At 69.8% G+C, this 25,532-nt stretch carries 16 protein-coding genes; 10 read left to right on the top strand and 6 right to left on the bottom strand.

Translation table 11 applies throughout. From position 1 onward, the window contains the following. Window positions 1-96: 96 nt before the first annotated feature. A complete protein-coding gene (locus VX037_RS14580) occupies window positions 97-1,392 on the bottom strand; it encodes an acetyl-CoA C-acetyltransferase (protein ID WP_235725850.1) in 1,296 nt (431 codons plus the stop codon). Between the two features lie 147 nt (window positions 1,393-1,539). Between VX037_RS14580 and VX037_RS14575 the strand changes: the two genes are divergently transcribed. Further along, window positions 1,540-2,895, top strand: coding sequence for a 3-oxoacyl-ACP reductase (locus VX037_RS14575; RefSeq protein ID WP_287014618.1), 1,356 nt, complete (start codon window positions 1,540-1,542; stop codon window positions 2,893-2,895). Beyond that, on the top strand, window positions 2,895-3,782 hold the full coding sequence (locus tag VX037_RS14570) for a MaoC/PaaZ C-terminal domain-containing protein (RefSeq protein ID WP_287014619.1): 888 nt from the start codon (window positions 2,895-2,897) through the stop codon (window positions 3,780-3,782). Before VX037_RS14575 ends, VX037_RS14570 begins: the two co-directional genes overlap by 1 nt. A 56-nt stretch (window positions 3,783-3,838) precedes the next feature. On the opposite strand, the gene VX037_RS14565 is transcribed toward VX037_RS14570, so the two are convergent. From VX037_RS14565 to VX037_RS14555, 3 genes are all read right to left on the bottom strand, one after another. Further along, window positions 3,839-4,453, bottom strand: coding sequence for a TetR/AcrR family transcriptional regulator (locus VX037_RS14565; protein WP_235722798.1), 615 nt, complete (start codon window positions 4,451-4,453; stop codon window positions 3,839-3,841). A gap of 67 nt (window positions 4,454-4,520) precedes the next feature. After that, window positions 4,521-6,719: a helix-turn-helix transcriptional regulator gene (locus VX037_RS14560; RefSeq protein WP_328714743.1), complete on the bottom strand. Its 2,199-nt coding sequence runs from the start codon at window positions 6,717-6,719 to the stop codon at window positions 4,521-4,523. After that, complete coding sequence (locus VX037_RS14555; protein ID WP_287014621.1) at window positions 6,704-8,446, bottom strand: Hsp70 family protein; 1,743 nt, start codon at window positions 8,444-8,446, stop codon at window positions 6,704-6,706. Before VX037_RS14555 ends, VX037_RS14560 begins: the two co-directional genes overlap by 16 nt. Window positions 8,447-8,656: 210 nt before the next feature. On the opposite strand from VX037_RS14555, the gene VX037_RS14550 reads away from it, so the two are divergent. The 4 genes from VX037_RS14550 (at window position 8,657) to VX037_RS14535 (ending at window position 17,945) form a co-directional block, all read left to right on the top strand. Then, a complete protein-coding gene (locus VX037_RS14550) occupies window positions 8,657-11,917 on the top strand; it encodes an IniB N-terminal domain-containing protein (protein WP_328714742.1) in 3,261 nt (1,086 codons plus the stop codon). Window positions 11,918-11,983: 66 nt separating this feature from the next. Beyond that, window positions 11,984-13,822 (top strand): dynamin family protein, encoded by a 1,839-nt coding sequence (locus tag VX037_RS14545; RefSeq protein ID WP_328714741.1) that lies wholly within the window; start codon window positions 11,984-11,986, stop codon window positions 13,820-13,822. Continuing rightward, on the top strand, window positions 13,822-15,300 hold the full coding sequence (locus VX037_RS14540; protein ID WP_266060804.1) for a dynamin family protein: 1,479 nt from the start codon (window positions 13,822-13,824) through the stop codon (window positions 15,298-15,300). The genes VX037_RS14545 and VX037_RS14540 overlap by 1 nt, the downstream gene beginning before the upstream one ends. A gap of 554 nt (window positions 15,301-15,854) precedes the next feature. Beyond that, window positions 15,855-17,945 carry an HNH endonuclease signature motif containing protein gene (locus VX037_RS14535; protein ID WP_328714740.1) on the top strand — a complete coding sequence of 697 codons (2,091 nt, stop codon included), beginning with the start codon at window positions 15,855-15,857 and terminating at the stop codon, window positions 17,943-17,945. On the opposite strand, the gene VX037_RS14530 is transcribed toward VX037_RS14535, so the two are convergent. Together VX037_RS14530 and VX037_RS14525 are read right to left on the bottom strand one after the other, a co-directional pair. Then, window positions 17,929-18,408, bottom strand: coding sequence for a hypothetical protein (locus VX037_RS14530; RefSeq protein ID WP_328714739.1), 480 nt, complete (start codon window positions 18,406-18,408; stop codon window positions 17,929-17,931). The genes VX037_RS14535 and VX037_RS14530 overlap by 17 nt on opposite strands. Window positions 18,409-18,476: 68 nt before the next feature. Next, window positions 18,477-19,679, bottom strand: a complete 1,203-nt coding sequence (locus tag VX037_RS14525; protein WP_235722804.1) for a glycoside hydrolase family 3 N-terminal domain-containing protein — start codon at window positions 19,677-19,679, stop codon at window positions 18,477-18,479. 29 nt (window positions 19,680-19,708) lie between these two features. On the opposite strand from VX037_RS14525, the gene VX037_RS14520 reads away from it, so the two are divergent. From VX037_RS14520 to VX037_RS23725, 4 genes are all read left to right on the top strand, one after another. After that, entirely contained in the window at window positions 19,709-20,278 is a 570-nt protein-coding gene (locus VX037_RS14520) for a universal stress protein (protein ID WP_235722805.1), read from the top strand. A gap of 136 nt (window positions 20,279-20,414) precedes the next feature. Then, entirely contained in the window at window positions 20,415-20,903 is a 489-nt protein-coding gene (locus VX037_RS14515) for a hypothetical protein (protein ID WP_235722806.1), read from the top strand. 67 nt (window positions 20,904-20,970) lie between these two features. Further along, window positions 20,971-21,171, top strand: a complete 201-nt coding sequence (locus VX037_RS14510; RefSeq protein WP_160902062.1) for a DUF2613 domain-containing protein — start codon at window positions 20,971-20,973, stop codon at window positions 21,169-21,171. 92 nt (window positions 21,172-21,263) lie between these two features. Next, a complete protein-coding gene (locus VX037_RS23725; protein ID WP_442903678.1) occupies window positions 21,264-25,523 on the top strand; it encodes an alpha-(1->3)-arabinofuranosyltransferase domain-containing protein in 4,260 nt (1,419 codons plus the stop codon). Window positions 25,524-25,532: the final 9 nt, after the last annotated feature.

The following is a 25,532-nucleotide window of genomic DNA, read 5'->3' as shown; positions in this document are numbered from 1 at the left end:
GCTACTTCGCGCGGCGTTACAGCTTTCCGAGAACTTTTCTTCGGCGAGTGTGACCGGATCGTTGCGCAGGCCTCAATCCGGTCACATCTGCGCTGGTCAGCCCTCGACTATGGCCGTGACGCCCTGGCCGCCGGCCGCGCAGATCGAGACGAGCGCGCGACCACCGCCGTTCTCGCGGATCGTCTTGGCCGCCTGCGCGATGATCCGTCCTCCGGTTGCGGCGAACGGGTGACCGGCGGCCAGCGAGGAGCCGTGCACGTTCAGCTTGGCGCGGTCGATCGCTCCGAGCGCGTTGTCGAGGCCCAGACGCTCCTTGCAGTACTCCTCGGACTCCCACGCCGCGAGGGTGGCCAGCACGACGCTGGCGAAGGCCTCGTGGATCTCGTAGAAGTCGAAATCCTGCAGGGTCAGCCCGTTGCGCTCGAGCAGCCGGGGCACCGCGTAGGTGGGGGCCATCAGCAGACCGTCCGGGCCGTTGACGTAGTCGACGGCCGCGGTCTCGCTGTCGACGAGGTAGGCCTGCACCGGCAGCCCCTTGGCCTCGGCCCATTCGTCGGTGCCCAGCAGCACCGTCGACGCACCGTCGGTCAGCGGGGTGGAGTTGCCCGCGGTCATCGTCGCGTCACCCAACGAGACACCAAAGACCGGCTTGAGCTTGGCGAGCTTCTCCGCGGTGGAATCGCCCCGCAGGTTCTGGTCGCGGGTCAGTCCCAGGAACGGGGTGATCAGGTCGTCGAAGAAGCCGGCATCGTAGGCGGCCGCCATGTTCTGGTGGCTGGCCGCAGCGAGCGCGTCCTGGTCGGCACGCTTGATGCCGAACTCCTTGGCGGTGATGGCGGCGTGCTCCCCCATCGACATGCCGGTGCGCGGTTCACCGTTGCGCGGGATCTCGATGCCCAGTTTCGGCAGCAGCTTCAACGCGTTGAGCAGCTGATCTTTGGTACTGCGTGACCGGTTGACCTGGAGCATCTGCCGCCGCATCGACTCCGAGACACCGATCGGCGCGTCGGAGGTGGTGTCCACGCCGCCGCCCACGGCGACGTCGTAGCGGCCGGCCGCGATGCCGTCGGCCACCGCGACGATGGCCTGCAGGCCGGTGCCGCAGGCCTGCTGGATGTCGAAGGCGGGCGTGTAGGGCGACAGCGCCGACCCGAGGACGCATTCGCGCATGAGATTGAAATCACGTGAATGCTTGAGGACGGCGCCGCCGGCGACCATGCCGAGACGCTCCCCCTGGAGGCTGTAGCGGCTCACCAGGCCATCGAGAGCTGCGGTGAACATCTCCTGATTGCTGACCTCGGCGTAGGTTTTGTCCTGGCGGGCGAACGGAATCCGGTTGCCGCCGAGGATCGCGACCGGGCGCTGAGTGCGGGTCTTGGGTGTCTGAGCCACTTCGATCTCCCAGGGGGTGTAGTTCGATGTCTGTACAGTATTCTTACTCATGAGTAAGTTAGTTGTCGAACGTCGCTTTGCGTGAGCGTCGTCGCACACGGACTTCACCCAACCCGATCTGCCGTAGAAGCACAGAGGAGATCTCCCGTGGCAGCCACTGGCCTGTACTCGAATTTCGTCCATTCCGCACCCGGCTCGTTCCTCGCGAAGCAGGCCGGCCTGCCCGTCCCGCCGACGCTGCGCCGCTACAAGCCATCGGAGCCGCCGCTGCCCGGCCCGGTGCTGCTGGGTGGATCGGGCCGGCTCGTCGAGCCGCTGCGCGAGATGTTGTCGGCACCCGACTACACCCTCATCCAGAACGCCACGTCCGGCCGCAGCGCCGACAAGTACGGCGCGCTGGTGTTCGACGCCACCGGCATCACCTCGCCGTCGGAGTTGCGTCAGCTGTTCGAGTTCTTCGGACCGCAGATGCGTTCGCTGGCGCCCAGCGCGCGACTGCTGGTGCTGGGCACCACCCCGGAGCTCGTGTCCGACCCCAACGAGCACGTCGCCCAGCGCGCGCTCGAGGGCTTCACACGCTCGGTCGGTAAGGAGCTACAGAAGGGCGCGACGGTCCAGCTCGTCTACGTCTCCCCCGACGCCAAGACCGGTCTCACCGGCCTGGAGTCGACGGTGCGGTTCGTGCTGTCGGCGAAGTCGGCGTTCGTCGACGCACAGGTCATCAGGGTCGGCGACGCCGATGCGACCGCACCGAAAGACTGGGATCGTCCACTCGAGGGCAAGGTGGCCGTGGTGACCGGCGCCGCCCGCGGCATCGGCGCCACCATCGCCGAGGTCCTCTCCCGGGACGGCGCCCACGTCATCTGCGCCGACATCCCGGCCGCCGGTGAGGCGCTCGCCGAGACCGCCAACAAGGTCAAGGGCACCTCGTTCCCGCTGGATGTCAGCGCCGACGACGCCGGCGCGAAGCTCGCCGAGCACGCGCTCGAACGTCACGGCGGTATCGACATCATCGTCAACAACGCCGGCATCACCCGCGACAAGCTGCTCGCCAACATGGATGCCGCGCGCTGGGACTCGGTGATCGCGGTCAACCTCATCGCGCCGCAGCAGCTCGTGAACGGACTGATCGAGAAGGGCGCCCTGAAGGAGGGCGGCGCCGTGATCGACGTGTCGTCGATCGCCGGCATCGCCGGCAACCGCGGCCAGACCAACTACGGCGCCTCGAAGGCCGGCGTGATCGGCCTGGTCGACACCTACGCGCCGATCCTCGCCGAGAAGGGCGTCACCATCAATGCGGTCGCCCCGGGCTTCATCGAGACCAAGATGACCGCCGCGATTCCCGTCGCGACCCGCGAGGCCGGCCGCCTGATGAGCTCGCTCCAGCAGGGTGGGCAGACCGTCGACGTCGCCGAAACCGTGGCGTACTTCGCCAACCCGGCGTCGAGCGCCATCACCGGCAACGTGGTCCGCGTGTGCGGCCAGGGATTCCTGGGGGCCTGATGGCCAAGACGATCACACTGTCCAGCGCGCCGGGCACCGCCGAGGTCTACTCGAAAGCCGTCGGTGCGATGCTCCCGGTCATCGGCAAGCCCGCCAAGGTGCGGGCCGACGCCGTCATCCCCGACCGCCACTATCGGTTGGAGAACGTACGGGTGAATCCGGAGCAGCTGCACGCCTACACCCGGGTCACCGGCCAGCGATTCGGTTCGACACTGCCGATCACCTACCCGTTCGTATTGCAGTTCCCGCTTGCCATGAAGGTGATGACCGACGGCGACTTCCCTTTCGGCGCAGTCGGTTCGGTGCATCTGGAGAACTCGATCCACCGGGCTCGTCCGATCGGTGTCGACGAACCGCTGACCATCGACACCCATGCGGAGAACCTGCGCGAGCACCGCAAGGGACTGTTGATCGACATGATCTCGGAGATCCGGGTGGGCGCCGAGCTGGTCACCACCCAGACCGCGACGTTTCTCAAGCAGCAGCGGACCAGCCTGTCCGACGAGCCGCGCGGCCCGGAGCCCAAGCAGTACGCTCCTCCACCGCCGGATTCGATCCTGTCGGTGGACCTCGGGCGCATCCGTCAGTACGCCGAGGCCTCAGGCGATCGCAACCCCATCCACATGGGCAACCTGACCGCGAAGGCGTTCGGCTTTCCGAAGGCCATCGCGCATGGCATGTGGAGTGCCGCCGCCGCGGTGGCCAACGTCGAGGCGCAGCTGCCCGACGACGTCACCTACACGGTGCGCTTCGGCAAGCCGATCCTGTTGCCCGCCAAGGTGAACCTGTACACGCGGCGCATCGATGGAAATGGCAACTTCGACATCTCGGTCCTCGACCGCCGCAAGGGTGCCCCGCACCTGACCGCGACCACCCGCGGCGCATAGCGAGACACCTCACCAAGTCTCACCTCGGCGTACGCCGAGGGCGGAACTGTGCGGCCTTAGTCGACGCCGACGTCGGCGGTGCCGACCCCCTTCAGACCGCGCCAGGTGATGCCGACGAGTAGGTCGGTGGCGGTCTCGAGGTCCACGTCGCCTTCGGTGATGCGGTCGGCGACAGCCTCACCGGCACCAACCAGGGCGACGGCGGTGAGTTCGAAGTCGATGTCGCGGGCACCCTCGACGGTGGTGCCGGTGCGGATGAGTTCGGTGACCATTTCGGTGACGCGTTTGCGGCTGTCGACGACAAAATGCGAGAACGTCTGAGTGCCGACGGCGACGCGGTAGAGCACCTTCCACGACTGCCGGTGCTCGTCGACGAAGCGCAGGAATTCCTTGACGACGGTGTAGGCCTGTTCGCGCTGGCGCAGCGACGGGTCGAAGCCGACGCTCATGGCCTCGATGAAGCGAGTGGATTCGCGTTCGATGCAGGCGCTGAACAGCTCGTCCTTGGATCCGTAGTACAGGTACAGCATCGGCTTACTGATCTCCGCCTCGGCGGCGATGGAATCCATCGACGCCTCGCGGTAGCCGTTCTCGGAGAACACCTTGACCGCGGCATCGAGCATCTGCTGTTCCCGCACCGCACGGGGCAACCGCTTGGTACCGCCGGCCATCACCACTCCTCACCACTAGCCCAGATCGCGCGTCGACGCGTTCGGACCATCTTACCCGGGGGTAAGTTCAGCGGTAGCCGACCTCGCGAATTGCGGCCAGGAGTTCCGAGCGGGAACCTGCGTCGAGCCGCCTCCGGATGTTGGCGACATGATGCTCGACGGTCTTCGCCGAGATGAACAGACGCTCACCGATCTCCCGGTAGGTGTATCCCGCCAGCAGCTCACGCGCAACTTCGGCTTCTCGCTCGGTGAGCGGACCGTCGACGACGTGGGCCGGCGCCGACACCGCGGCCGGCACCCCGGGCATGGATGTCTCGCTCCACTGCCAGGCACGATGCCACGCCGTGCCGGAGCCGAGCGCGCCCAGCAGATCGTCGATCGCAGCACACTGGCGGTGCAATCGGTCGGCGTCGTCGAGGCGGGCGGCACTGCGCCGGCATTCGTCGACGACGATCAGGTCGTGCAGACTCACCTGCATCGTCGACACCGACGGCGCCACCCGCTGCCACCGCGAGGCGAGCGCATCGCGATCATCGGCCCGACGCGCGGCGCCGAGTCCCGCGACGACCGCCCGCAGCCGGGTCGCCGGTGTCAGGTCGTCGAGGTGCGCGGCCGACCCATCGGTGCCGTCGGCCAGCACCGACAGCCATGACCGCAGCACGTCGCGGTCGCCGGGCGACACGGCCTCGACACCCTCGACCAGTGCTCGCGCACCGTCGAGTTCGCCGCGGCAGAGGGCCAGCGCGAACACCGGCCACACGCACGGCCGCAGCGACTCGGCATCCCCGACCGCCGACCAGGCCGCGATCACCGCGTCGCAGGAAGTGCCCCCGTCGCCTGCGTCGAGCAGATAGCCGATGACGGTGTCCTCGGCATGCCGCAGCGTCGACGGTGGTCCGGTGCCGGCGGCGCGCACGGTGTCGGCCCCGCCCCGGTCCCCGACGCCGAGCAGCGCGGTCACCGCAGCGGCGCGATGCACTCCGAGGTGCTCGGTACCCAACCAACCGAACAGCTCGGCGGCATGGCCCGGACGCCCGGCCGCGGTGGCGACCTCGGCGGCCACGGCGACGGTGTCGGCAACCTCCGACCCCGGCTCGCAGCCGGACTGCAGCACCTCGTCGAGCAACGCGGCCGCCCCGACCACGTCGCCGGTGTCGAGGATCAGTCGCGCGCGATGCGGACGCAGCATCGTCGGCGCTCCCCCACCCCGTTCGGCGGTCGCCAACAGCGCCGCGGCACGCTCGGGTGGCGCCTCGTCAGCGGCCGCACGCAGAGTGTCGACGATGACCGTGCCGGTGAGGCCGGCCTCCACGGCGCGGACCGCATCGTCGGCGGTCAGGTTGCCGGTGTCCAGGACGGTCTGCGCGACCCGTCGGCGCAGCACACCGAGACGCACCTCGCCGACGACGGCCCGCAGCGTGTCGATCAGTTCGGGCAGTGGCCGGTCACAGGCCCCCAGCAGGCCGGTGCCGCGGGCACGGTCGACGGCATCCCCGGCATCGCGCGGTTCGAGCTCCAGGATCGTCGACACCGAGTGTGGATCGAGTGCGGCGCCCACAGCGGCCACCGCCAGCACGTCGAGCGCGTCGTCGTCGAGGTCACCGAGCAGCTGGTGATGCCAGTCGCGGGCGATGCGGGTCGCGACGGCGACCGGGTCGAGTTCGGTGAGCGCATCGGGGTCCTCGATGTCCTCGCCACGCACGGCCTCGAGCGCGACGTCGATCAGGGCGCTCGCGCCGCAGCACCGTCGACGGATGTGGGAGGCCTCGGTCGGGGTGAGGGACACGCCGAGTTCGACGGCCCGGTCGATCACGTCGCCGGTGGACATCGCGGGTCGTTCGAGTTCCATCCCGCTGCGTCGGGCCCGTGCGATGAGGGCGGGGAGCTCTCGGCCGCGGCGACGTTTCTGGGTGGCGCCGACAAGAGCGATCTGTCCGCGCTCGAGGCGTGCGGCGAGGTCTGCCACCACGTCGCTCGGCCAGGCGTGCAGGTCGTCGGCGATCACCACCGGGCGTGTGCCGGCGTTCGGGGACGCACCAGCGGGTCCCACCACGACGTGCGCGCCCGCGTCCCGCAGGCGGTGCTCGACCGTCGCCAGCAGTCCTGATCGGCCGGTGCCGGGCGGACCGACGATGAGCGCACAGTCTCCGGCACCGCTACCGAGCCGTTCGACGACGTCGTCGATCCAATCGCGGGCCGCGGTCGCCGACCGCCGGTGTGCCGCATCTGCCGTCTCCACCGACATCGGCGCTACCGGCCGAGGCACAGCAGGTCGGTGACACCGCACACGGTGTCGCCGGCGCCGCCGACGATCTCGCCGGGCAGCTGGGTCAACCCGCCACCGCCGGAGCCACCGCCATTACCGCCACCGCCGGAACCGCCGCCGGTCCCCGAGTCCGCCGGGAACTCTGGTGGCGGGCTCGGCGCGGGCGGGTTGGGGCTGGGATTCTGACTACCCGGAGAACCGGTCCCCGGAGCCTGGGTGCCAGGGGTCTGAGTGCCCGGGGCCTGGGTACCGGGCACTTGAGTGCCCGGAGCCTGGGTTCGAGGGGCCTGCGTGCCCGGCGCCTGAGTGCCCGGCGCGGTGGGCGTGCCCGGCTGATCGGCCGCGGTGGTGCCCGGCGCCGTCGTGGTGGCACCCGACGCACCGTTGCGACTCTCGAGTTGTTCGGCCTGCAGCCCGGTCGTGCCGCCGGCCGGTGATGTCCGACTCGATGGTCCCTCGGTGACCGCGGCCCCGGCCGGCGCGGGTGTGGCCGGTTCCGAATGCCCGACGAGGCCGGTACCCACCGACAGCCCGGTAGCGGTGATGACGGCCAGCACCGCGGTGCCGACGGCCACCAACGTGCCTCGTCGACGGCGACTGAGCCGGGGTTCGGGTTCGCCGACCGGCAGTGCCGGCGCCGGGATGATGCCGCGCACCGGCGGCTCGGCCGGTTGCACCGCGGTCGCGGCGGCGTCGACCGGCAGGACGGCGGTGGACTCCGCCGACACGCGGGATTCCAACAGGATGGCCCCGGCTGCCGGGGCGGTGATCGGGTCTGGGTCCACCACCACGGAGGTCCGCGCGGCGGTCGAGAGCAGTTCGGCCACGAGTGGGATCGCCGCACCACCGCCGGTGGCGACGATCGCGCTCACCTGGGTGGGCTCGACGTCGGCGGCGATGAGTGCCTCACGGATCAGCGCGGCCGATTCCAGGATCGGGGCGCGCAACAGATTCTCGACGTCCTCACGCACCAGCCGGGCCTCGGTGTGCACCGAGGCGACCGCGACGTCGACGACGGTGTCGGTGTCCACCGACAGCGCCTCTTTCGCGGCGCGGCAGTCCGCGCGCAAACGTTCCAGGTCGTCGAGCACCGTCGGATCGGCCATGGTGGTGGCCGCCGCGCCGAGCGCCGACGCGGCGCCGGTCACCTCGAGCACCTCGGCGAGCAGCAGCCGGTCGAACTCGCGACCGCTGACCGCCGACGACATCAGCGGCTGCCCGATCACCTCGGGATCGTCGCCGACCCGCACCACCGACACCGTCACCGCCGAGGCGCCCAGATCGTGGCACACCACCACCGAATCGTCGGCGAACGAGCCGTGTGCATGCTCGGCGGCGGCGACCACGGCGGCGGAGGTGGACTGCCAGCCCACCTCCACGCCGGTCGGCCCCAGGCGGTCGTCGACGCTGCGGCGCGCCGCGTCGAGCGCATCGTCGCTCCAGCTGTCGGGGTAGGCGATCGCCAGCCGCGCCGACGACACGTCGCCGACCTCATCGGCCACCGCCTGCACCATCGCGGCCACCGCGTCGGCGAACAGGTCCGCGGCAGCGATCGGGTCGCCGTCGGCGTCCACGAGGGCGACAGGGTCACCTACCCGATCGACGAAATCGTCGCGGCCGACGAGTCCGGTCGTCTCACGCGTGATCGTCGCTTCCCACGCGGCGTCGGTCGCCACCGTCGCCACGCACGTGTCGGCGCCGATCTTGACACCGATTCCGAGGGTCATCACCCACACTCCTGTCCTCGCACCCGGATCGGAGTCGACAGTTCCGACATCACCCGTTGCCGGTGATGGCCCTGGTCTCCAACGGTGCGCTTGCTGAGTGTGTCGTGCTCAGAGGGCCTTTCGTTAGCTCTCCGCAGAGAATGGGGACAAAACCCCGAGGGTGCCCCGAGGCCCGCCGAAGAACCCGGGATTTTCCCCGATGCGGCGCCGGTGACGGTGTCCCTACCGTCGGATTCACGACACGAGATCACCTTGGTCTCGTCCGACGAGGGGACGATCCTGATGGCCACCAACGCCGTACTCGACTTCATTCTCGGCCTGCTGCGCGACGACGAATCGATTGCCGCGTACTGCCGCAACCCGCAGGCCTCGCTCGACGCGGCCGGCCTGCACGGGGTGACTCCGGCCGACATCTCGGCCGCCGCGCCGCTCATCGCCGACGCCGGTCTGGTGTCGGCGGGTGCCGGGATCGGGGCGATCACCGGCGCCGGCGCAGCGCTGGGCGGCGGGGCCGGATTCGGTGGCGGAGCTGCCGGCGGTGCCCTCGGAGGGGTGGGCATCGGCGGTGGTGCTGCAGGTGGTGGCGGGGTGGGCCTGGGCGGTGTCGGGACCGGCGACATCGGACTCGGCGGCGGCTCGATGGGCGGTGTCGATCTCGGCGGTCTCGGTTTCGGGTTGGGAGGTTTCGACCTCGGGTCCTTCACCGTCGGTGACATCGACTTCGGCTCGGCGCTCGGTGGCATCGGGCTCGGTGCGATCGACCTGTCCGGATTCCAGGTGAGCGATCTGGATCTGGGCGGCATCGCGTTCGGCGATCTCGACCTCGCCGGACAACTCGCGGTGATGCTGGGCGCCACCCTGTCGGCCGGGCTGGCGGCGGGCGGTACGGTGGCCGCCCAGTTCGGCGGCACCATCGGTGCGGCGCTGGACACCATGCTCGCCGGCGGGATGTCGGCGGCGGCGGGTATCGGCGGGCAGGCTGCGGCGGCGCTGTCTGCAGCGCTGGGGGCCGAGGGCGCACTCGTCGGCCAGTTCGCCACCGCACTGGATGCCGCGCTCGAAGCGGGCGGCGGTCTGGCCGGTGCCGTGAGTGGCGGACTGTCCGGGGCGTTGAGTGCCGGTCTGGAACTCGGCGGTGCGGCCGCCGGCGCATTCGGCGCGACCCTCGGCGGCCTGGTGGGCGCCGGGATCGGCGCGGGCGCCGGACTCGGTGCCGAACTGGCAACCGCATTGTCGGCGGGGCTCGGCGCCGGTGGCGCAGTCTCCGCGGTGTTGTCCGGAGCGTTGGGCCTCGACGCCGCGCTGGCCTCCGAACTCTCGGCCGCATTCGCCGGGACCCTGGCCGCGGCCGGTGGTGTGGAAGCCGCGCTGAGCGGACTGCTCGACGCGCAGGCCATCAGCGAACTGTCCGGTGAGCTGGGCGCCACCCTCAGCGGTGGGTTGGCCGCCGGACTCGGTGCCGGCGGCGCGGTCGCCGCCGAACTGGGTACCGCGGTCACCGCGGTGCTGTCGGCAAGCGCGGCGGCCGTCGGCGGGATCGCGTTGACCGGCGGCGCCGGACTCGGTGCGGTGATGGGTGGTGCCGTCGCCGCCGCGCTCGGTGTCGGCGGCGGAGCCGAAGCCGGGTTGTCGGCTGCCCTCGACGCCGCGCTCGGCGCAGGCCTGGAGTCGGTGATCTCCGCAGGTGGTGACCTCGAAGGGGCCGTCGGGGCCGCCTTGTCGTCGACGCTGGCCGCGGGTGGCGACGTCGCCGCCGACCTCGGGGCAGCGCTCGGCGGGGCGTTGGGCATCGCGCTCGACGGTGGCCTGGAACTCGACGGACTCTCCGCAGGCGCCGCCCTCGACGGACTCCTCAACGCGGGTGCCGGGCTGGACACCTCGCTGTCGACCGTGCTGTCCGGGGCGCTGGGCGCCGGCGGCGAGGTGGGCGCCGACCTCGGCGGCGCGCTGGCGGGCGCGCTGGGCGCCGGCGGCGTACTCGGCGCGGACCTGACGGGTCTGCTCGACGGTGGCCTCACCGGCGATCTGTCGGCGGGGCTCGCCGCGGTCGGCGGTGCCGGTGGCGACATCGCCGCCGCCTTGGGCACCTCCCTGGGCGGCATGCTGGACGGCGCCGTCGGCGTCGACGGTCTGCTGTCGGCCGCATCCGGCGTCAGCATCGGACAGCTCCTCGCCGCCGACCTGGGCACCGCGCTCGGTGTCGACGGCGCACTCGTCACCAACCTCGGCAGCTCACTGGACGCCGCGCTCGGCGGCTCGCTGTCCGGCGCGTTGGGCGGGGAGGTCTTCACCGGCACCACGGCCGAGCTCGGAGGGGCACTGTCGTCGGCGCTCGGCGCCGGCGGCGAGGTGGCCGCAGGGCTCGGCGGTTCGTTGGGGGCGGTGCTCGGTGCGGCGTACTCGGGGGATCTGGGTTCGGAGTTGACCGGGCAACTCAACGCCGGCACCGACCTCACCACCGCGGTCACCTCGACACTGGGTACCGCACTGGACCTCGACGCCTCGGCCGCCGACGGCATCACCGCCACCCTCGACTCGAGCCTGCACTCCGTCGGCGGTCTGGGCGGATTGGTGACCGGTGAGATCGATGCGATCGCGAACCCGACGCTCGCACTCACCGACACCGGGTTGTCGGCGACCGGACCGCTCTCGGTCGGCGGCTCGCTGGCATCGACCGGACTCCTCGGCGACGACCTGTCGCTGACCGGCGACTCCGGCGTCACAGGGGCCCTCACCGGCGGTCTGGACAGCGGACTCGGGCTCACCAGTGGGCTGGGTCTGGACAGCGGGCTGGGTCTGGACAGCGACTCGGGGCTGGCCGGTGGTGCCGGTCTGGCCGGTTCGGCTGCCGGCGCGGTGGACCAGACCGTGCAGGGCGCCGGCGTCGATCTGGGTCTGTCCGGTGACGGCTCGGCATCCGGCGGCGGCGAACTCGGTGGCGCCCTGACCGGGGGCACCGGCCTGACCGACGGTCTCGGTTTGCAGAGTGGCCTGGATCTGCCGGGCGGTTCCGCAGACGGCGGACTCGACGTCGGCGGTGTCACCGATGCCGCGGGTCAGGTCACGGGTGGACTCGACAGCACGGTCGGCGGCGGGCTGGATGCGGCGGGCCAGGTGACCGGCGGACTCGACAGCACCGTCGGTGGCGGCCTGGATGCGGCGCTCGGAGGCCCCGCGGCCTCGCTGAGCGGTGGTGCGGACGGCTCGGCCGACGCGTCGGCCTCGGCGGCCGGTGGAGCGGAGGCATCGGGCGGTGCCGACGCCGACAGTTCGCTGACCGGTTCGGCTACGAGCGCCGCGGATGGCGCGCTGTCCGGAACCGTCGACACCGCATCCGGGTTGACCTCGGATCTGTCCGGTGGACTCACCGGCGGACTGACCAGCGGGCTGTCCGGTGGACTCGGCGGAGACACAGATGCGGGCGTGACCGACACGGAAACGTCCGACCACGACGGGTTGCTCGGCAACTGATCCCACGCCATCCCGCGACACGCACCGTCGCCGCGTCCCGTCCGACCCCGTTACCGTGAGAGCACCATGACCGACAGCACATCCGCACCGGGAGACGCTCCCGCGGGCACCACGTCCGCCCTCCCCGAGTTGCTCGACCGCATGGTCGGCCTCGCGGAGGAGGCCGGGCGCGGTGACCTGGTCACCCGGCTGTCCGGGGCGCGGACACGACTGACCGATCCTCGCCTGCGGATCGTCGTCGTCGGCCAGCTCAAGCAGGGTAAGAGCCAGTTCGTCAATGCGCTGTTGAATCTCGAGGTCTGCTCGGTCGGCGACGACGAGACGACGGCGGTGCCGACCGTGATCGGCCATGCCGCGCAACCGGTTGCGCACCTCGTGGTCGGCGGCGCGGCCGAGGACCGGGTACCGGTCCCGCTGGATCAGATCACCTCCATCACCCCGGCCACCGATCTCGCCGAGGGTCGGGAGGTGGCGCGGCTGGAGGTCGACGCACCGGGACCGTTGCTCGCCGACGGACTCGTCGTGGTGGACACGCCGGGCGTCGGCGGGCACGGGCACCCCTACGCGGCAACCACATTGGGAATGGTGGCGACCGCGGATGCGGTGCTCTTCGTCTCCGACGCCAGCCAGGAGTTCACCGCCCCGGAGATGCGCTTCCTACAGCAGGTCACCGAGTTGTGTCCGACCGTGGCGTGTCTGCTCACCAAGACCGACCTCTACCCGCAGTGGCGGGCGATCGCCGATGCCGACCGCGCGCACCTGCGCACCGCGGGCATCGACATCCCGGTGCTGCCGGTGTCGTCAGCGCTGCGGATTCACGCGTTGCGCCTGCAGGACGAGCAACTCAATACCGAAGCCGGGTTCGTGGACCTGTACCGCTACCTGCGTGGCAGCGTGGTCGCCAACGCCCAGCAGGCCACCCGGGCGACCGTCGCCAACGATCTGCGGGTGGTGTCCGAGCATCTGGCGTTGACCTACGGCAGCGAACTGGCGGGGCTACGTGATCCGGATACCGCGCGCCGCGCCGTATCGGGTTTACAGGAGGCCAAAGACCACGCGGAGACCATGCGTCGCCGCACCGCGCAGTGGCAGCAGACGCTCGCCGACGGGATCGGTGATCTCGCCGCGGACATCGACCACGACCTGCGTGATCGTTTACGCGCGGTGACTCGGGAAGCCGAGCGGGCCATCGACGACGGCGATCCGGGCACCGACTGGGATCGGTTCGCCGAGTGGCTGGCCGATCAGACCGCGGCGGTGGTGGGCGACAACTTCGTCTGGGCGCACGAGCGGTCGGTGTGGCTCGCGCAGCGGGTGGCCGCACACTTCGCCGAATCCGGCGACGAATCGCTGCCCGCCATCGACATCGCCGATCTGGACGGGGTATTCGACTCGGTGGCCGAACTGGCCGCGCTGGATGCACAGAAAACCGGACTGAGCCAGAAGCTGCTGGTGGGGATGCGCGGGTCGTACGGCGGCGTCCTGATGTTCGGTCTCATCTCCACGATGATGGGCATGGCGTTGATCAACCCGGTGTCCGTCGGCGCCGGAGTATTGCTGGGCAGCAAAGCCTATCGCGACGACAAGCAGGCACGCATCGTCGAACGGCGCGCCAAGGCCAAGAACGCGGTGCGGGCGTTCACCGACGACGTCAGCTTCCAGGTCGGCAAGGAATCACGGGATCGTCTGCGGGTGATCCAGCGGGTGCTGCGCGATCATTTCACCACCGTCGCCGAGCAGACCTCACGTTCGATCGCCGAGTCACTCAGCGCAGCGCAGTCCGCCGCCTCACTCGCCGATACACAACGCACGCAACGGGCTGCCGTGGTGGAATCGTCACTGTCGGACGTCGCGGCGCTGCGCCGCGCCGCAGACCGTCTGGAATCCCTTGCGGTGACGGCGTGATGACCGGTGTCGATCAGGCCGCCGAGTTCATCTCGGCGGCACGCGCGGCGGTAGCGGACGACGCTGTGGCGACCGAAGCAGTCGACAGATGCGCGCAACGCCTGTCCGAGCCGGTCCGGATCGCGTTGGCCGGATCACTGAAGGCCGGAAAGTCGACGTTGCTCAATGCGCTTGTCGGGCAGGATATCGCGCCCACTGATGCGACCGAGTGCACGCGGGTGGTCACCTGGTACCGGCGCGGTCAGGTGGCGTCGGTGTCGGCGCGGACCGTCGACGGCCGATCGATGTCGATCCCGGTCACCCGGACCGCCGGGCGGCTGGGTTTCGACTTCGGCGCGTTGACCGCCGACGACGTCGACCACCTCGACGTCGAATGGCCGTCACGTGCATTACACACCCGCACCATCGTCGACACCCCGGGCACGGCGTCGTTGTCCACCGAGCTGTCGGCCTCGACTTTGTCGTTGCTCACGCCCGACGACGGCCAGTCCGGCGTCGATGCGGTCGTCTATCTGATGCGTTCGCTATCGGCCACCGACACCGACATGTTGCGCCGTATCGCCGCATCGATCGGCGGCGGGTCCGGGCCACTCGGTGTGATCGGCGTGGTCTCCCGTGCCGATGAGCTCGGCGCAGGCCGGATGGATGCGATGATCTCGGCCGAACAGATTGCCGGCCGATTCGCGACCGAACTGTCGCGGACCGGCTTGTGCCAGGCCGTGGTTCCGGTCGCGGGCCTGGTGGCCTTGGGTGCACGCACGATGCGGGAGGCGGAGTTCCGCACGCTGATGGAGTTGGCCGCGGTCGCGCCTGCCGACCTCGAGTCCGCCCTGCTCAGCGTCGACCGCTTCCAACGGCCGGATCTACTCCCCCACATCGACGCCGCGGCGCGCCGGGCGCTCGCCGAGCGATTCGGGGTGTTCGGAATACGGCTGGGGGTGACGCTGATCCGCTTCGGCGTCACCACCTCGACACAACTCGCCTCGGAGATGATGACCCGGAGTGGCCTCGCCGAGCTCAGTGACGTCATCGACATCCAGTTCGGTCAGCGAGCGGACCAGCTCAAGGCACATTCGGTGCTGGTGACCCTCGACCATGTGCTGTCGCACAACGGAAGTCCCGCAGCCACCGACGTGCGCGCATCGGTCAGGCAGGCTCTCGCCGACGTCCACGGTTTCCGCGAACTCCGGCTGCTCAACACGATTCGCGCCGGCGGGCTGCCGCTGACCGAAGATCAGACCGACGAGCTGAGCCACCTGATCGGCGGCCACGGCGTCGACCCCGCCTCCCGACTCCGCCTCCATCCCGACGCCTCCCCGCCGGAGATCCGCGCCGCGGCCGTGGACGCCGCGCAGTCGTGGCGCACCCAGGGCCGCCACCCACTGCTGCCCGCCGAGGCGTCTGACGCATGCGCCACCGCTGTACGAAGCGCCGAAGGTGTTGTTGCGCAGATCGACGCGTACGCCGATCACCTCTGAGGAACGAACGAAGCCCTTGGTCGCGAGGGGCGACCGAGCTTGCGAGGTCGCGTCCCCTGATCCCTGAGCAGCGACCGAGCTTGCGAGGGAAGCGTCACGAAGGGGCCCACCCACGCAACCATATTCACTTACCAAAAGTTGTCACACCCCACCGCTATCCTGAACCCAACACCTCACCGAACAAGTCCATCCACACCGCACCCGCAGCAAGCCAAAGTTGTCGGACCCACCCGATAGTCTGATACCAGTCCGACTACCCACCAACGTTTCCCACCGCAAGGAGGAAGTCCATAGCTCACCTCACGATCCCTGAGGAGCGCCCCGAGCTTGCGAGGCCGCGTCACGAAGGGTCCACGCACACAACCACACTCATCCACGAAAAGTTGTCACACCCCATCGCTATCCTGAACTCAACACCTCACCGAGCAAGTCCATCCACAGGCCGCGCGCAACGCCGCAAAGTTGTCAGACCCGCCCGATAGTCTGACAGCAGTTCGATTCCCCACCAACCCATCCCGACCTCAGAGACCGTCTTCGCCGGAAAGGAGCGTTCCGTGTTCACCTTCACCGACCGTGCCGCCGACGACGCTCTGCTGGCCTCCAGCAGTCTCGATGAGTTGGCGCAGCATGGTCGCGATTTGTTGCGGTTGAGTAATCAAGCCCAGGCCATCGCGATGCAGATCGCCCGCCAGATCGGGCAATCCACCTACAACGAGCGCCTCGCCGGGTACAACGATTTCGTTCCGAACCGAGTCCGCAACGCCGCGGACAAGGCCGCGAAAGGCGAAATCTCACTGCAGTTGGGTATTTCCCGACGTCAAGCCGGCGAATGGGTCAGTCTCGACGAATTACTCGACGAACACCCCAAGATCCGTGACGCCTTCCGTGCCGGCGATTTGAGACCTCACCGGCTGGGTGTGGCCATCCGCGGCGCCGCCACCGGCCCCACCGGCGACCTGCGAGCACGACTCGGCGAACTCGCCGACAACGCCGAAACCACCGACGAACCCGATACCGACGCCGACAGCAAGGATGTCGAGGAGGAACTCACCCTCGACCTCGACGACCCCGAATCTGACCTCGACGCCGGCACCGATGGTGAGCGCACCGACGGCGACGGCTCCGACGGCGACGGCACTGATGATGGCGGCTCCGATGATGCTGCGGCCGAGACCGACCCCGCCACCACCGACGATCCCGCCGAGGATGAGCCGTGGGATTTCGACGATGTGGTGCTCGATCTGGCCAGCCGACCCACCACCGACACCGCCCTGCGAGATGATCTCGACGCCATCATCATCAGCCTCGACCCCGATCGAGCCGCCGAGACCCGGGAGGACATCACCGACCTGTTCGGGGATGTGACGATCGGTAACGAAGCGTTCGGGCACATGACCGTCGATGCCTGCATCCCCGCCGAACACGGCGTACACCTGCGCGACCGCATCAGCGCCCTCATCGGACGACGGGTGTGTCGCCGTGATGGGCGCAGCATCAAAGCCCAACGCGTCGCCGCGTTCGCCGAAATCATCAAAGCCCCCGGCGCCAAGCTGCGCTGCCACTGCGGCGACGACACCTGCCCCGCCACACCAACCCGCACCAACAACCCAGCACCCGCCACCACCCCGAGTCCGGTCACCGGCGGTGTCCGTGACTCGTCGGTCGACACCACCACGGCGGACAACACCGCTGCATCCGGCCAGACCACCGTCGAACCCGTGCTGGGTGGGCCTGATGCGGCCGAAGAACAGCCGATCACCCTCGCCGACCTCGACGACGACACTGACGTCGACAATGGCCGCGACAGCGACTCGAACATCGACAACGACGACAACATCGGTGCGAGTACCCAATCCGGCACCGGAATCGACGCCGATGACACCGTTCAGGATGTCGCGCCCTCCCCAGAACCCAGGCGAGATTTCATCACCGCACCACCCGCCGACCACGACACCGACGTCGCCGATGCGGAAGCGGCCGACGACCCCGACGCGGACAGCGCGGACCCAGCAGCCGAACTCACCACGGACGCCGAAGGCACAGCAGATGCCGAGGTAGCCGACGATCCTGACGACGACGCCGCCGACACCGACACCGACACCGACCTCACCGTCCCCGGCCTGACCCTGCTCCAAGACCCCACCGGCCTCGACCCCACCCGCCTGATGGGCTACGGCGCCATCGACCCGGCCCACGCCGCACGAATCGCACCACACGCCACCACCATCACCGCCCGCCCCAGTGACACCCGCACCGCCAGCGGACTGATCATCTTCGGCAACCGCACACCAGCCCCACCGATCGACCCCACCGGCCACGGCGGATTCGCCACCCCACCACCCGGAGCACTGACCTACAAACCGTCAGCCGCGTTGCGCGCCGAGATCATCCAACTCGACCGACGCTGCCGCTACCCCTACTGCGGCCGACCATCCGAGGAATGCGAACTCGACCACCTACACAAGTTCTGCCACGCCGACCCGCTGGCCGGCGGCTGGACCGTGGCCTTCAACCTCGCACCACTGTGCCGCCCCGACCACGACCGCAAGCACGACGGGCCGTGGATACCGACCATGCACACCGACCGCACCATCACCTGGCGCAACGCCCGAACCGGTCAGGTCATCGTCACCTACCCGCGCTGACGTAGGCGATCACCGTCGCCAGAGCGCCGATCGCAGACCCAACGGCGGGCAGGGGCCACTGGAACAGCGCAGGCAGCCCCGCCTCGGCAACCGCAGATGACGACGGCCCGGTGACGATCGCTGCACCGACCGTCACCGCCACTGCCGCAATCACCGCGACCACGAGCCACCCGCGCCCCGAACCCGCGCCCTGCCACAGGCGAGTGCATCCGTAGATCGCCGTCACCACCACGACGCCTATCAGCACCGCTCCCACACCGAGCGCGATGTTCACCGCCCGCACCACCTCGTCGGCGGTCGCGCCCGGCTCGTCGCGCGCAAGGTCGAGCGACAACACCACGCGAATCTCGTTCAGGTGCAACGCCACCAACACCGCGGTCACCGCGATCACCACGATCGCCGCCGCCCACAGGCCAACCGCAACGACGACCCCGCGACCGCGCACCGGACGTTCGGTGCGCATCGGAGTGATCTGAACGCGAGGACGAGGCGGCTGATCGTGTCGGGCCGACCCCTCGTCGGGCGGCTCGTTCAGCACGTCAGCACGCCCTTCGATCGCAGCACGCGCACCACCGAACGATCCACCCGCTGCTCGCTCAGTCGCTGCGACGCCACCTGCTGCTCGAGTGCATCGAGCACCGCTGGCACGCGGTCAGTCGTGAGCCACAATGCGATATCGGCGCCGGCGCGGATCGCCATCGGAGCAGCCTGCTCGATCGGGTACCGCGCACTGATCGCCGCCATCCCGGACAGGTCGTCGGTGAACACCACACCGTTGTATGCCGGTCCGCCATAAGGCTTTCCGGTCCGCAACATGCCATACGCGCGTGGACTGATGCTGGACGGCGTCTCCGGCCCGGTCAGTCCGGGCACGATCAGATGCCCCATCATCACCGCAGCCGGCCCCGGATTCTGCAGCAACGTGCGATACGGCACCAGATCACTGGTCTCCAGCGTCGACAGCGGCGGCGTCACCACCACGCCTAGATGAGAATCACCTGAACCGTGCCCATGCCCGGGAAAGTGCTTGAACACCGGGGTGATCCCGGCCGACGCCAAACCTTCGGCATAGGCCTGCGCGTACTCGGCCACCACCGCCGGGTCGTTGCTGAACGAGCGATCCCCGATCACCTCGCCATCGGCCTCATCGCTCACGTCGGCCACCGGCGCGAAATCGACGGTGACACCCAGTTCACTCAACTGCCGTCCGGTCGAGGCGGCCAACTCCCGCACCTGTTCCGGCGTTCGGGTCTGCGCGAGTTCCCGCGCTGACGGGCTGTCGATACCCAACTCCGACAACCGCGACACGCGACCGCCCTCCTGATCGACAGTGATCATCAACGGGATTCGCCCTCCCCGCGACATCCGCGCCGCGGCACCGCTGGTCAGGATCGACTTGTCGGTCCAGCTACCGACAAAGATCCCGCCGATCTGCTCGGAGTCCACGATCGCCTGCGCGTCCGCGGTACCGGTCACGCCGACGACCATGAGCTGGGCAAGCTTCTGCCGCAACGTCATCCGATCCAGTTCGGCCGCACCGCACGCCACCGGCGTCGGCGAGGCCACGGCCGACGAACTCGACACCACCGACGTAGCGCTGTATGCCGACGTCGCGCTGCTCGTGACGCCCGCGGGTTCGCTGCTCGCACACCCGGCGCTCGTCACCGCCACGACCGCGACCGCGATCATCGACACCACGCCACGCACAACGGAACCTCGTGTAGATGAGCCCATGCGACGAGTCTGGCATGTAACCTGGGGCAATGGACGTGGGGTCCGACCCGAGCGCACCCACCACCGCCCAGTCCGCCCCGACCAACGGTGGTATGGACCGGGGTGCCCGCCAGACCCTGATGATCGCCTACGACGGCTCCGACAACGCCGACCGCGCCATCCGCTACGCCGGCCGATTCCTCCGCGCACAGACCGCGTACGTCGTCACCGCGTGGCAGCCCGGTGAACTGTCCCCGGCCCGCCTGTCGACGCTCTCAGGCGGCATGCAGCCGTTCATCGACACCCGCCTCGAGGAAGGCGTCGACCAGGCTCTCGAAGAGGAAGCCGAGACCATCAACCGCCGCGGCGTCCAACTGGCCCTCGAGGCCGGACTCGCCGCGAGAGGCTCGCTGGTCGAGGTCGAGTCCACCGTGTGGGGAGCGTTGGTCGCCGCCGCCGACGCGCTCGCCGTGGATCTGCTCGTCACCGGCACCCGCGGGTCGTCGGGCTTGAAGGCGCTGCTGCGGTCGAGCGTCGCCGAGCGGGTCCTCAAACACTGCCACCGGCCGGTATTCATCGTTCCGGCGCAATGTGAGAAGCAACCGCCGGTCACTGCGTAGTGACTCCGCAGCCCTCGCGGGATCACAAGGCGGTCACAAAACCGTGACGTGGCTAACAAAGCACGCCCGGCCGGCGGTAACGCCCATAGCGGACACCGCATCCGTGAACGCCATGTCGTCGCCGATAAGAGGAACCATGTCTGTGCGCCAGTCGCTCCGCCATCGTGTCGCCGCCGCCGCTGCTGCCGTCGCCATCACCGGCGCCGGGGTCGTCGGCCTGACCACTGCCGCCGCGGGAGAAGCCGCCGCCGCCACCGAGTACCGGATGACCCAATGCCTGGGGCTGAGCCCCAACGTCGTCGACGTCCCGTTCATGCCGAGTCGCGCGATCGTGGCGCAGTACGCCGGGAAGACCTACATCGCCGTCGACTTCACCAGCTACTGGATCGGCGTCGGCTACCGCTCCGACGCCCGCCTCGACTGGCACAACACCCGCACCAACAAGCGCGGCGTGCTGCGGTCGACGACGCACATCAGCCCGCCGTATCAGGGTGTGCACAACTTCGTCGTCAACACCTCCGCGATCGGCACGGGCCGCGTGAACATCACCTTGAACGCGACCAACAGCAACGCACTCTGGGCGATCCCCGCCATCGCATGCAACGGATCGATCGTGATCCGCTGACCGGCCCACCGGAACCACGCGACCACGGTGACCGTCGTCATCACCGGTCGATGGTAGTTTCGTCGCCATGACCAACAACCGTCTCGTCGCCGGCGCCGTGGCCGGAGTCGCCGGCATCGTGGTGGGTCTCGGGGCCGTGTTCCTCGGCGGGTTCCTGTCCACCGAGACCAGCCCGTCGACGGACGTGAACAGCATCAACCCCAACAACGGGTTCGTGCAGGGCTCGGTCGACTACGGCTCACGCGGCGATTCCGGGTCCGACAACTGACCTTCGGGCGGCCCTCCCTGACGCCTATCACGCCAGCGGTACATCGCTCCTCGACGCCCCAGGACGCCACGCTCTCCCGCCGCGGCATCGCGGTGGCGGCGTTGTGCTCGTTGATCATCTCGTTCCTGCAATCGCCAGGGCGGATCTCGGCCGACACCAAACTCGACCTCACCGCCAACCCAATCGGGTTCCTCGCCCGCGCCGCCCACCTGTGGTCTGCGAACGCGCCGCTCGGCCAGGTGCAGAATCAGGCCTACGGCTACTTCTTCCCGCATGGCGCGTTCTTCGCTCTCGGCGACTTCCTGCATCTCCCACCCTGGGTGATCCAACGGCTGTGGTGGGCGTTGCTGCTGGTCATCGGGTTCGTCGGCATCGTCCGACTCGCCGAGGCGATGCGTATCGGCTCCCCCGGCTCCCGGATCATCGCCGGCATCGTGTTCGTGCTGAGCCCACGCATCCTGACCACCATCGGCTCGATCTCATCGGAGACGCTGCCGATGGTGCTGGCCCCGTGGGTGCTGCTGCCGCTGATCCGGGTACTGACCCGCGTACCCGACCGCCCGGTGTGGCGCGCAGCTCTGCAGTCGGCGGCCGCGGTCGCGCTGATGGGCGCGGTCAACGCCGTCGCCACCCTCGCCGCGCTCGGTGTCGCAGTGCTGTGGTGGCTGCTGCATGCGCCGGCACTGTCCGTGGTCCCGGCGCGCCGCTGGTGGCGCTTCGGCGCCTGGTGGGCGCTCGGACTGACGATGGCCTGCGCGTGGTGGGTGATCCCGCTCCTCATCCTGTCCAGGGTGAGTCCGCCGTTCCTCGACTTCATCGAGTCGTCCCGGGTCACCACCGAATGGACATCGCTGACCGAGGTGTTGCGCGGCACCAGCTCATGGACACCGTTCGTGTCACCGGAACGCGTCGCCGGCGCCGTGCTGGTCACCCAACCCGCCGCCGTCGTCGCCACCGGCGTGCTGGCCGCCGCCGGACTCGCCGGACTGTGCATGCGGCGGATGCCCTTCCGCGGACGATTGGTGACGGTGCTGGTCGTCGGTCTGCTGCTGATGTGTGTGGGTTACGCCGGTGAACTCGGCTCCCCCATCGCCGAACCCGTGCGGGTGTTCCTCGACGGCAGCGGCGCCTTCCTGCGCAACATCCACAAGTTCGAACCATTCATCCGCATCCCGCTGGTCCTCGGCATCGCGCATCTGCTGGCCCGCGTGCCGCTGCCCGGCACCACGTCGGTTCGCGACACCGCGGCTTCCTTCGCCCACCCCCAGCGGTCCCGGCCGGTGGCCGCGGCGATCGTCGTGGTGGTCGCCGCCATCGGCGCCGGTTCGCTGATGTGGACTGGCCAACTCGCGCCCGCGGGCACCTACAAGGAGATCCCCGACTACTGGCGTGCCACCGCGAACTGGTTATCGGCCCACAGCACCGACCCCGACACCACCGCCCCCACCCGCACACTCGTGGTGCCGGGGGCACCATTCGCCGACCAACTGTGGGGTCTGACCCGCGACGAACCGCTGCAGCCGCTCGCCGACACCCCGTGGGCGGTGCGTGATGCCATCCCGCTCACCCCGCCCGGCGCCATCCGCGCCCTCGACTCGGTGCAACGCGCGATCGCCGACGGCCGCGGCTCCCCCGGCCTCGCCGCCACCCTCGCCCAGCAGGGCATCGGCTTCGTGGTGCTGCGCGCCGACCTCGACCCCGACACGTCGCGCTCGGCCCGCCCGCTGGTCGCCCAGCAGGCCCTCGACACCTCGCCGGGACTCGACCGGGTGGCCACCTTCGGCCCCGACGTGGGACCGGCCGCCGTGCCGGGTGTGGTGCGGGACAATGGTTTACGCCCACCGATGCCGGCCATCCAGATCTATGCCGTCAACGCCGACACCGGATTCCCCGGCACCGGACCGGTCCTCGTCGACGCCGACGACACCCCGCGGGTGGCAGGTGGACCGGAGGCGCTCGCCGCCGCCCAGGAACAGCGCGCACGCATCGGAGCCCCGCCGATGGGACCGGCACTGCTCACCGCCGACGCCCGCCGCGCCGGACTCGGCGACGGCCCCGGCGTCCTGATCACCGACACCCCCACCGACCGCGAAACCGACTTCGGCCGCGTCGACGACCACAGTTCGGCGATCCGCGCTCCTGACGACCCGCGGCGCACCCAGAACGCCGTGGCAGACTACCCCGTCGACGGACAACCCCTGGTGCATGGCGAATGGCTGCTGAACAACCAACCCGGCCAGGTTCGCGTCACCACATCCGGGTCTGCCTCCGACGCAACCCAACTGGGCCAGACCTCGCCGGCCAACTCGTCGGCGGCGGCCTTCGACGGCGACCCCGACACCGCCTGGGTCTCCGACGGCCTCGACTCCGCGGTCGGCAAGTGGTTGCGACTCGACTTCACCGAGCCACGTTCGGATCTCGCGGTCACCCTCACCACCGCGCCGGCGCTGGGCTCCGACGTGTCGGCCATCCTGGTCAGCACCGAGTCGGGCAGCGCGGTCACCCAGAACGTGGAACCGGGCACCCCGGTCACGGTGACCGCTCCCAGTGGCCCGACCCGCTGGGTACAGATCCGGGCGATCAGTACCGCCGACGGCAGCGCAGGCAACCAGTTCGCACTCGGTGAGGTGTCCGTCGCGGACCTGGCCACCCAAGCGCCGATGACGATCCGGCATCGAGTGACGCTGCCCGCTCCACCCTCCGACACCACCGTCTCGGGTTGGCTGCTCACCCAGGAACTCGGCGGCCGCTCGACCTGCGTCGCCGACGACACGGCCGTGCGCTGCGCACCCGGCCTCGGTCTGGCCCCAGAAACACCGGGCATCGTGACGCGCGCCCTGTCGGTGCCCACCCCGGTCACCGTGGACCCGACGGTCGTGCTGCGGCCGAAATCCAGTGATGCGTTGCGCGCGTTGATCCACGCCCCCGGCCAGATCACCGCCGACGGCCCCACCGCCGTCGACGATCCGCGCGGCAACGCGAGTGCGGCGGTCGACGGAAACCCTGAAACCACCTGGACCGCACCCGAACCCGCCACGCGTTCCGACGACGAGGAGGCCGACGACCCCGAGCTCGTGATCCGGCTACCGCAGGCCCAGCGTGTCGAGCGCCTCAGACTGATTCTGCCCGAACGATATCCGGCTGCGCCGCACCGCGTCACCGTGGACCTCGGCACGGGCACCCAGGCACGCACCGTCGGCCGCGACGGCATCGTCGACCTGGCGCCGGCGGTGACCGACCGGATTCGGTTGACCGTCACCGAGACCACCGACCTCATCGACGTCAACAGCCTCGGATTCGCCCGCGCCGCCCCGGTCGGGATCAGCGAAGTGCAGATCCTGCCCGGCCCGCAGCCGACCCCCGACGACGACCGGGTGATCGACATCGGCTGTGACGCCGGCATCGGGTTGACCGTGTCCGGTCAGGTGATCGGCCTGTCGGTGCGCACCACCGCCGGCGATCTGCGTGCGGGCCGTCCCGTCGTCGCCACACCCTGTACCTCCCAACCGGTCTCGCTGCCCGCGGGCGAACAGGAACTGTCGGTCAACCCCGGCCCGGCATTCAGCGTCGACCAGGTCTCCTTGCCGGTGACCGACCGGTCCGACGTCGGCACATCGCGCGCGTCCGTACCCGCCGACGTCACCGACTGGTCGGACACCCACCGCGGTGTCGCGGTCGACGCCGTCGACCGCGACCGCATCCTGGTGGTGCCGGAGAGCACCAACCCCGGGTGGCAGGCCTCACTCGACGGCCGCGAGCTGGCCCCGGTGGTGGTGAACGGCTGGCAGCAGGGTTGGGTGGTGCCCGCGGGTGCGGCCGGTTCCATCGACCTCACATACCGGTTCGACTCGCTCTACCGCTGGTCGCTCGGCCTCGGGCTGGCCCTGACCGCGCTGCTGTTGCTGCTCGCCTGGTGGCCACGGCGCACCTCGGACCACCCCCACCCCCACCCGCAACCGTTCACCGGCCCCAGCCTCTCGGAGTCCTGGCTCACCGGCGCGGCCGCGGTGTCCTGGCTGGGCGCGGCGTGGTTGCTCGCCGGCTGGGCGGGTCTGATGGTCGCGGTGCTGACCGGCGTGATCACCCTGAGCCTGCGCCCACCGGTCACGGTGACCCTCGTGTTCGCCGCGATGGTCGCCGCCACCCTCGGCCTCGCGAGCGGGCCCTGGCACGCCTCGACCGGCTACACCGGCTTCGACTGGTGGGTTCAGTTGCCCGCGTTGATCGCCGTCTCGTCGACGGTCTTCTCGGCTGTGTTCGGCGACGAATCCGGCTGGGCCCGGCGACGATTCGCCCGTACGCTCTCCCAGGTGCGCAGCCGCCGACGAGCCGGTTCCTCGATGAAGGCGTAACTGGCCGCC

It is taken from the genome of Gordonia sp. Z-3, from assembly GCF_036233855.1.
Lineage (GTDB): Bacteria > Actinomycetota > Actinomycetes > Mycobacteriales > Mycobacteriaceae > Gordonia > Gordonia tangerina.
The sequence above is the reverse complement of the archived record's forward strand: the minus strand, read 5'-3'. Positions and strand labels throughout refer to the sequence as shown.

What these genes read in the sequence shown, in the direction of transcription:
- VX037_RS14510 (WP_160902062.1), top strand. Translation starts at nt 20,971, where the DNA reads ATGACCAACAACCGTCTCGTCGCCGGCGCCGTGGCCGGAGTCGCCGGC.
- VX037_RS14540 (WP_266060804.1), top strand. Translation starts at nt 13,822, where the DNA reads ATGACCGGTGTCGATCAGGCCGCCGAGTTCATCTCGGCGGCACGCGCG.
- VX037_RS14525 (WP_235722804.1), bottom strand. Translation starts at nt 19,679, where the DNA reads ATGGGCTCATCTACACGAGGTTCCGTTGTGCGTGGCGTGGTGTCGATG.
- VX037_RS14530 (WP_328714739.1), bottom strand. Translation starts at nt 18,408, where the DNA reads ATGCGCACCGAACGTCCGGTGCGCGGTCGCGGGGTCGTCGTTGCGGTT.
- VX037_RS14565 (WP_235722798.1), bottom strand. Translation starts at nt 4,453, where the DNA reads ATGGCCGGCGGTACCAAGCGGTTGCCCCGTGCGGTGCGGGAACAGCAG.
- VX037_RS14555 (WP_287014621.1), bottom strand. Translation starts at nt 8,446, where the DNA reads ATGACCCTCGGAATCGGTGTCAAGATCGGCGCCGACACGTGCGTGGCG.
- VX037_RS14515 (WP_235722806.1), top strand. Translation starts at nt 20,415, where the DNA reads ATGTCTGTGCGCCAGTCGCTCCGCCATCGTGTCGCCGCCGCCGCTGCT.
- VX037_RS14545 (WP_328714741.1), top strand. Translation starts at nt 11,984, where the DNA reads ATGACCGACAGCACATCCGCACCGGGAGACGCTCCCGCGGGCACCACG.
- VX037_RS14570 (WP_287014619.1), top strand. Translation starts at nt 2,895, where the DNA reads ATGGCCAAGACGATCACACTGTCCAGCGCGCCGGGCACCGCCGAGGTC.
- VX037_RS14520 (WP_235722805.1), top strand. Translation starts at nt 19,709, where the DNA reads ATGGACGTGGGGTCCGACCCGAGCGCACCCACCACCGCCCAGTCCGCC.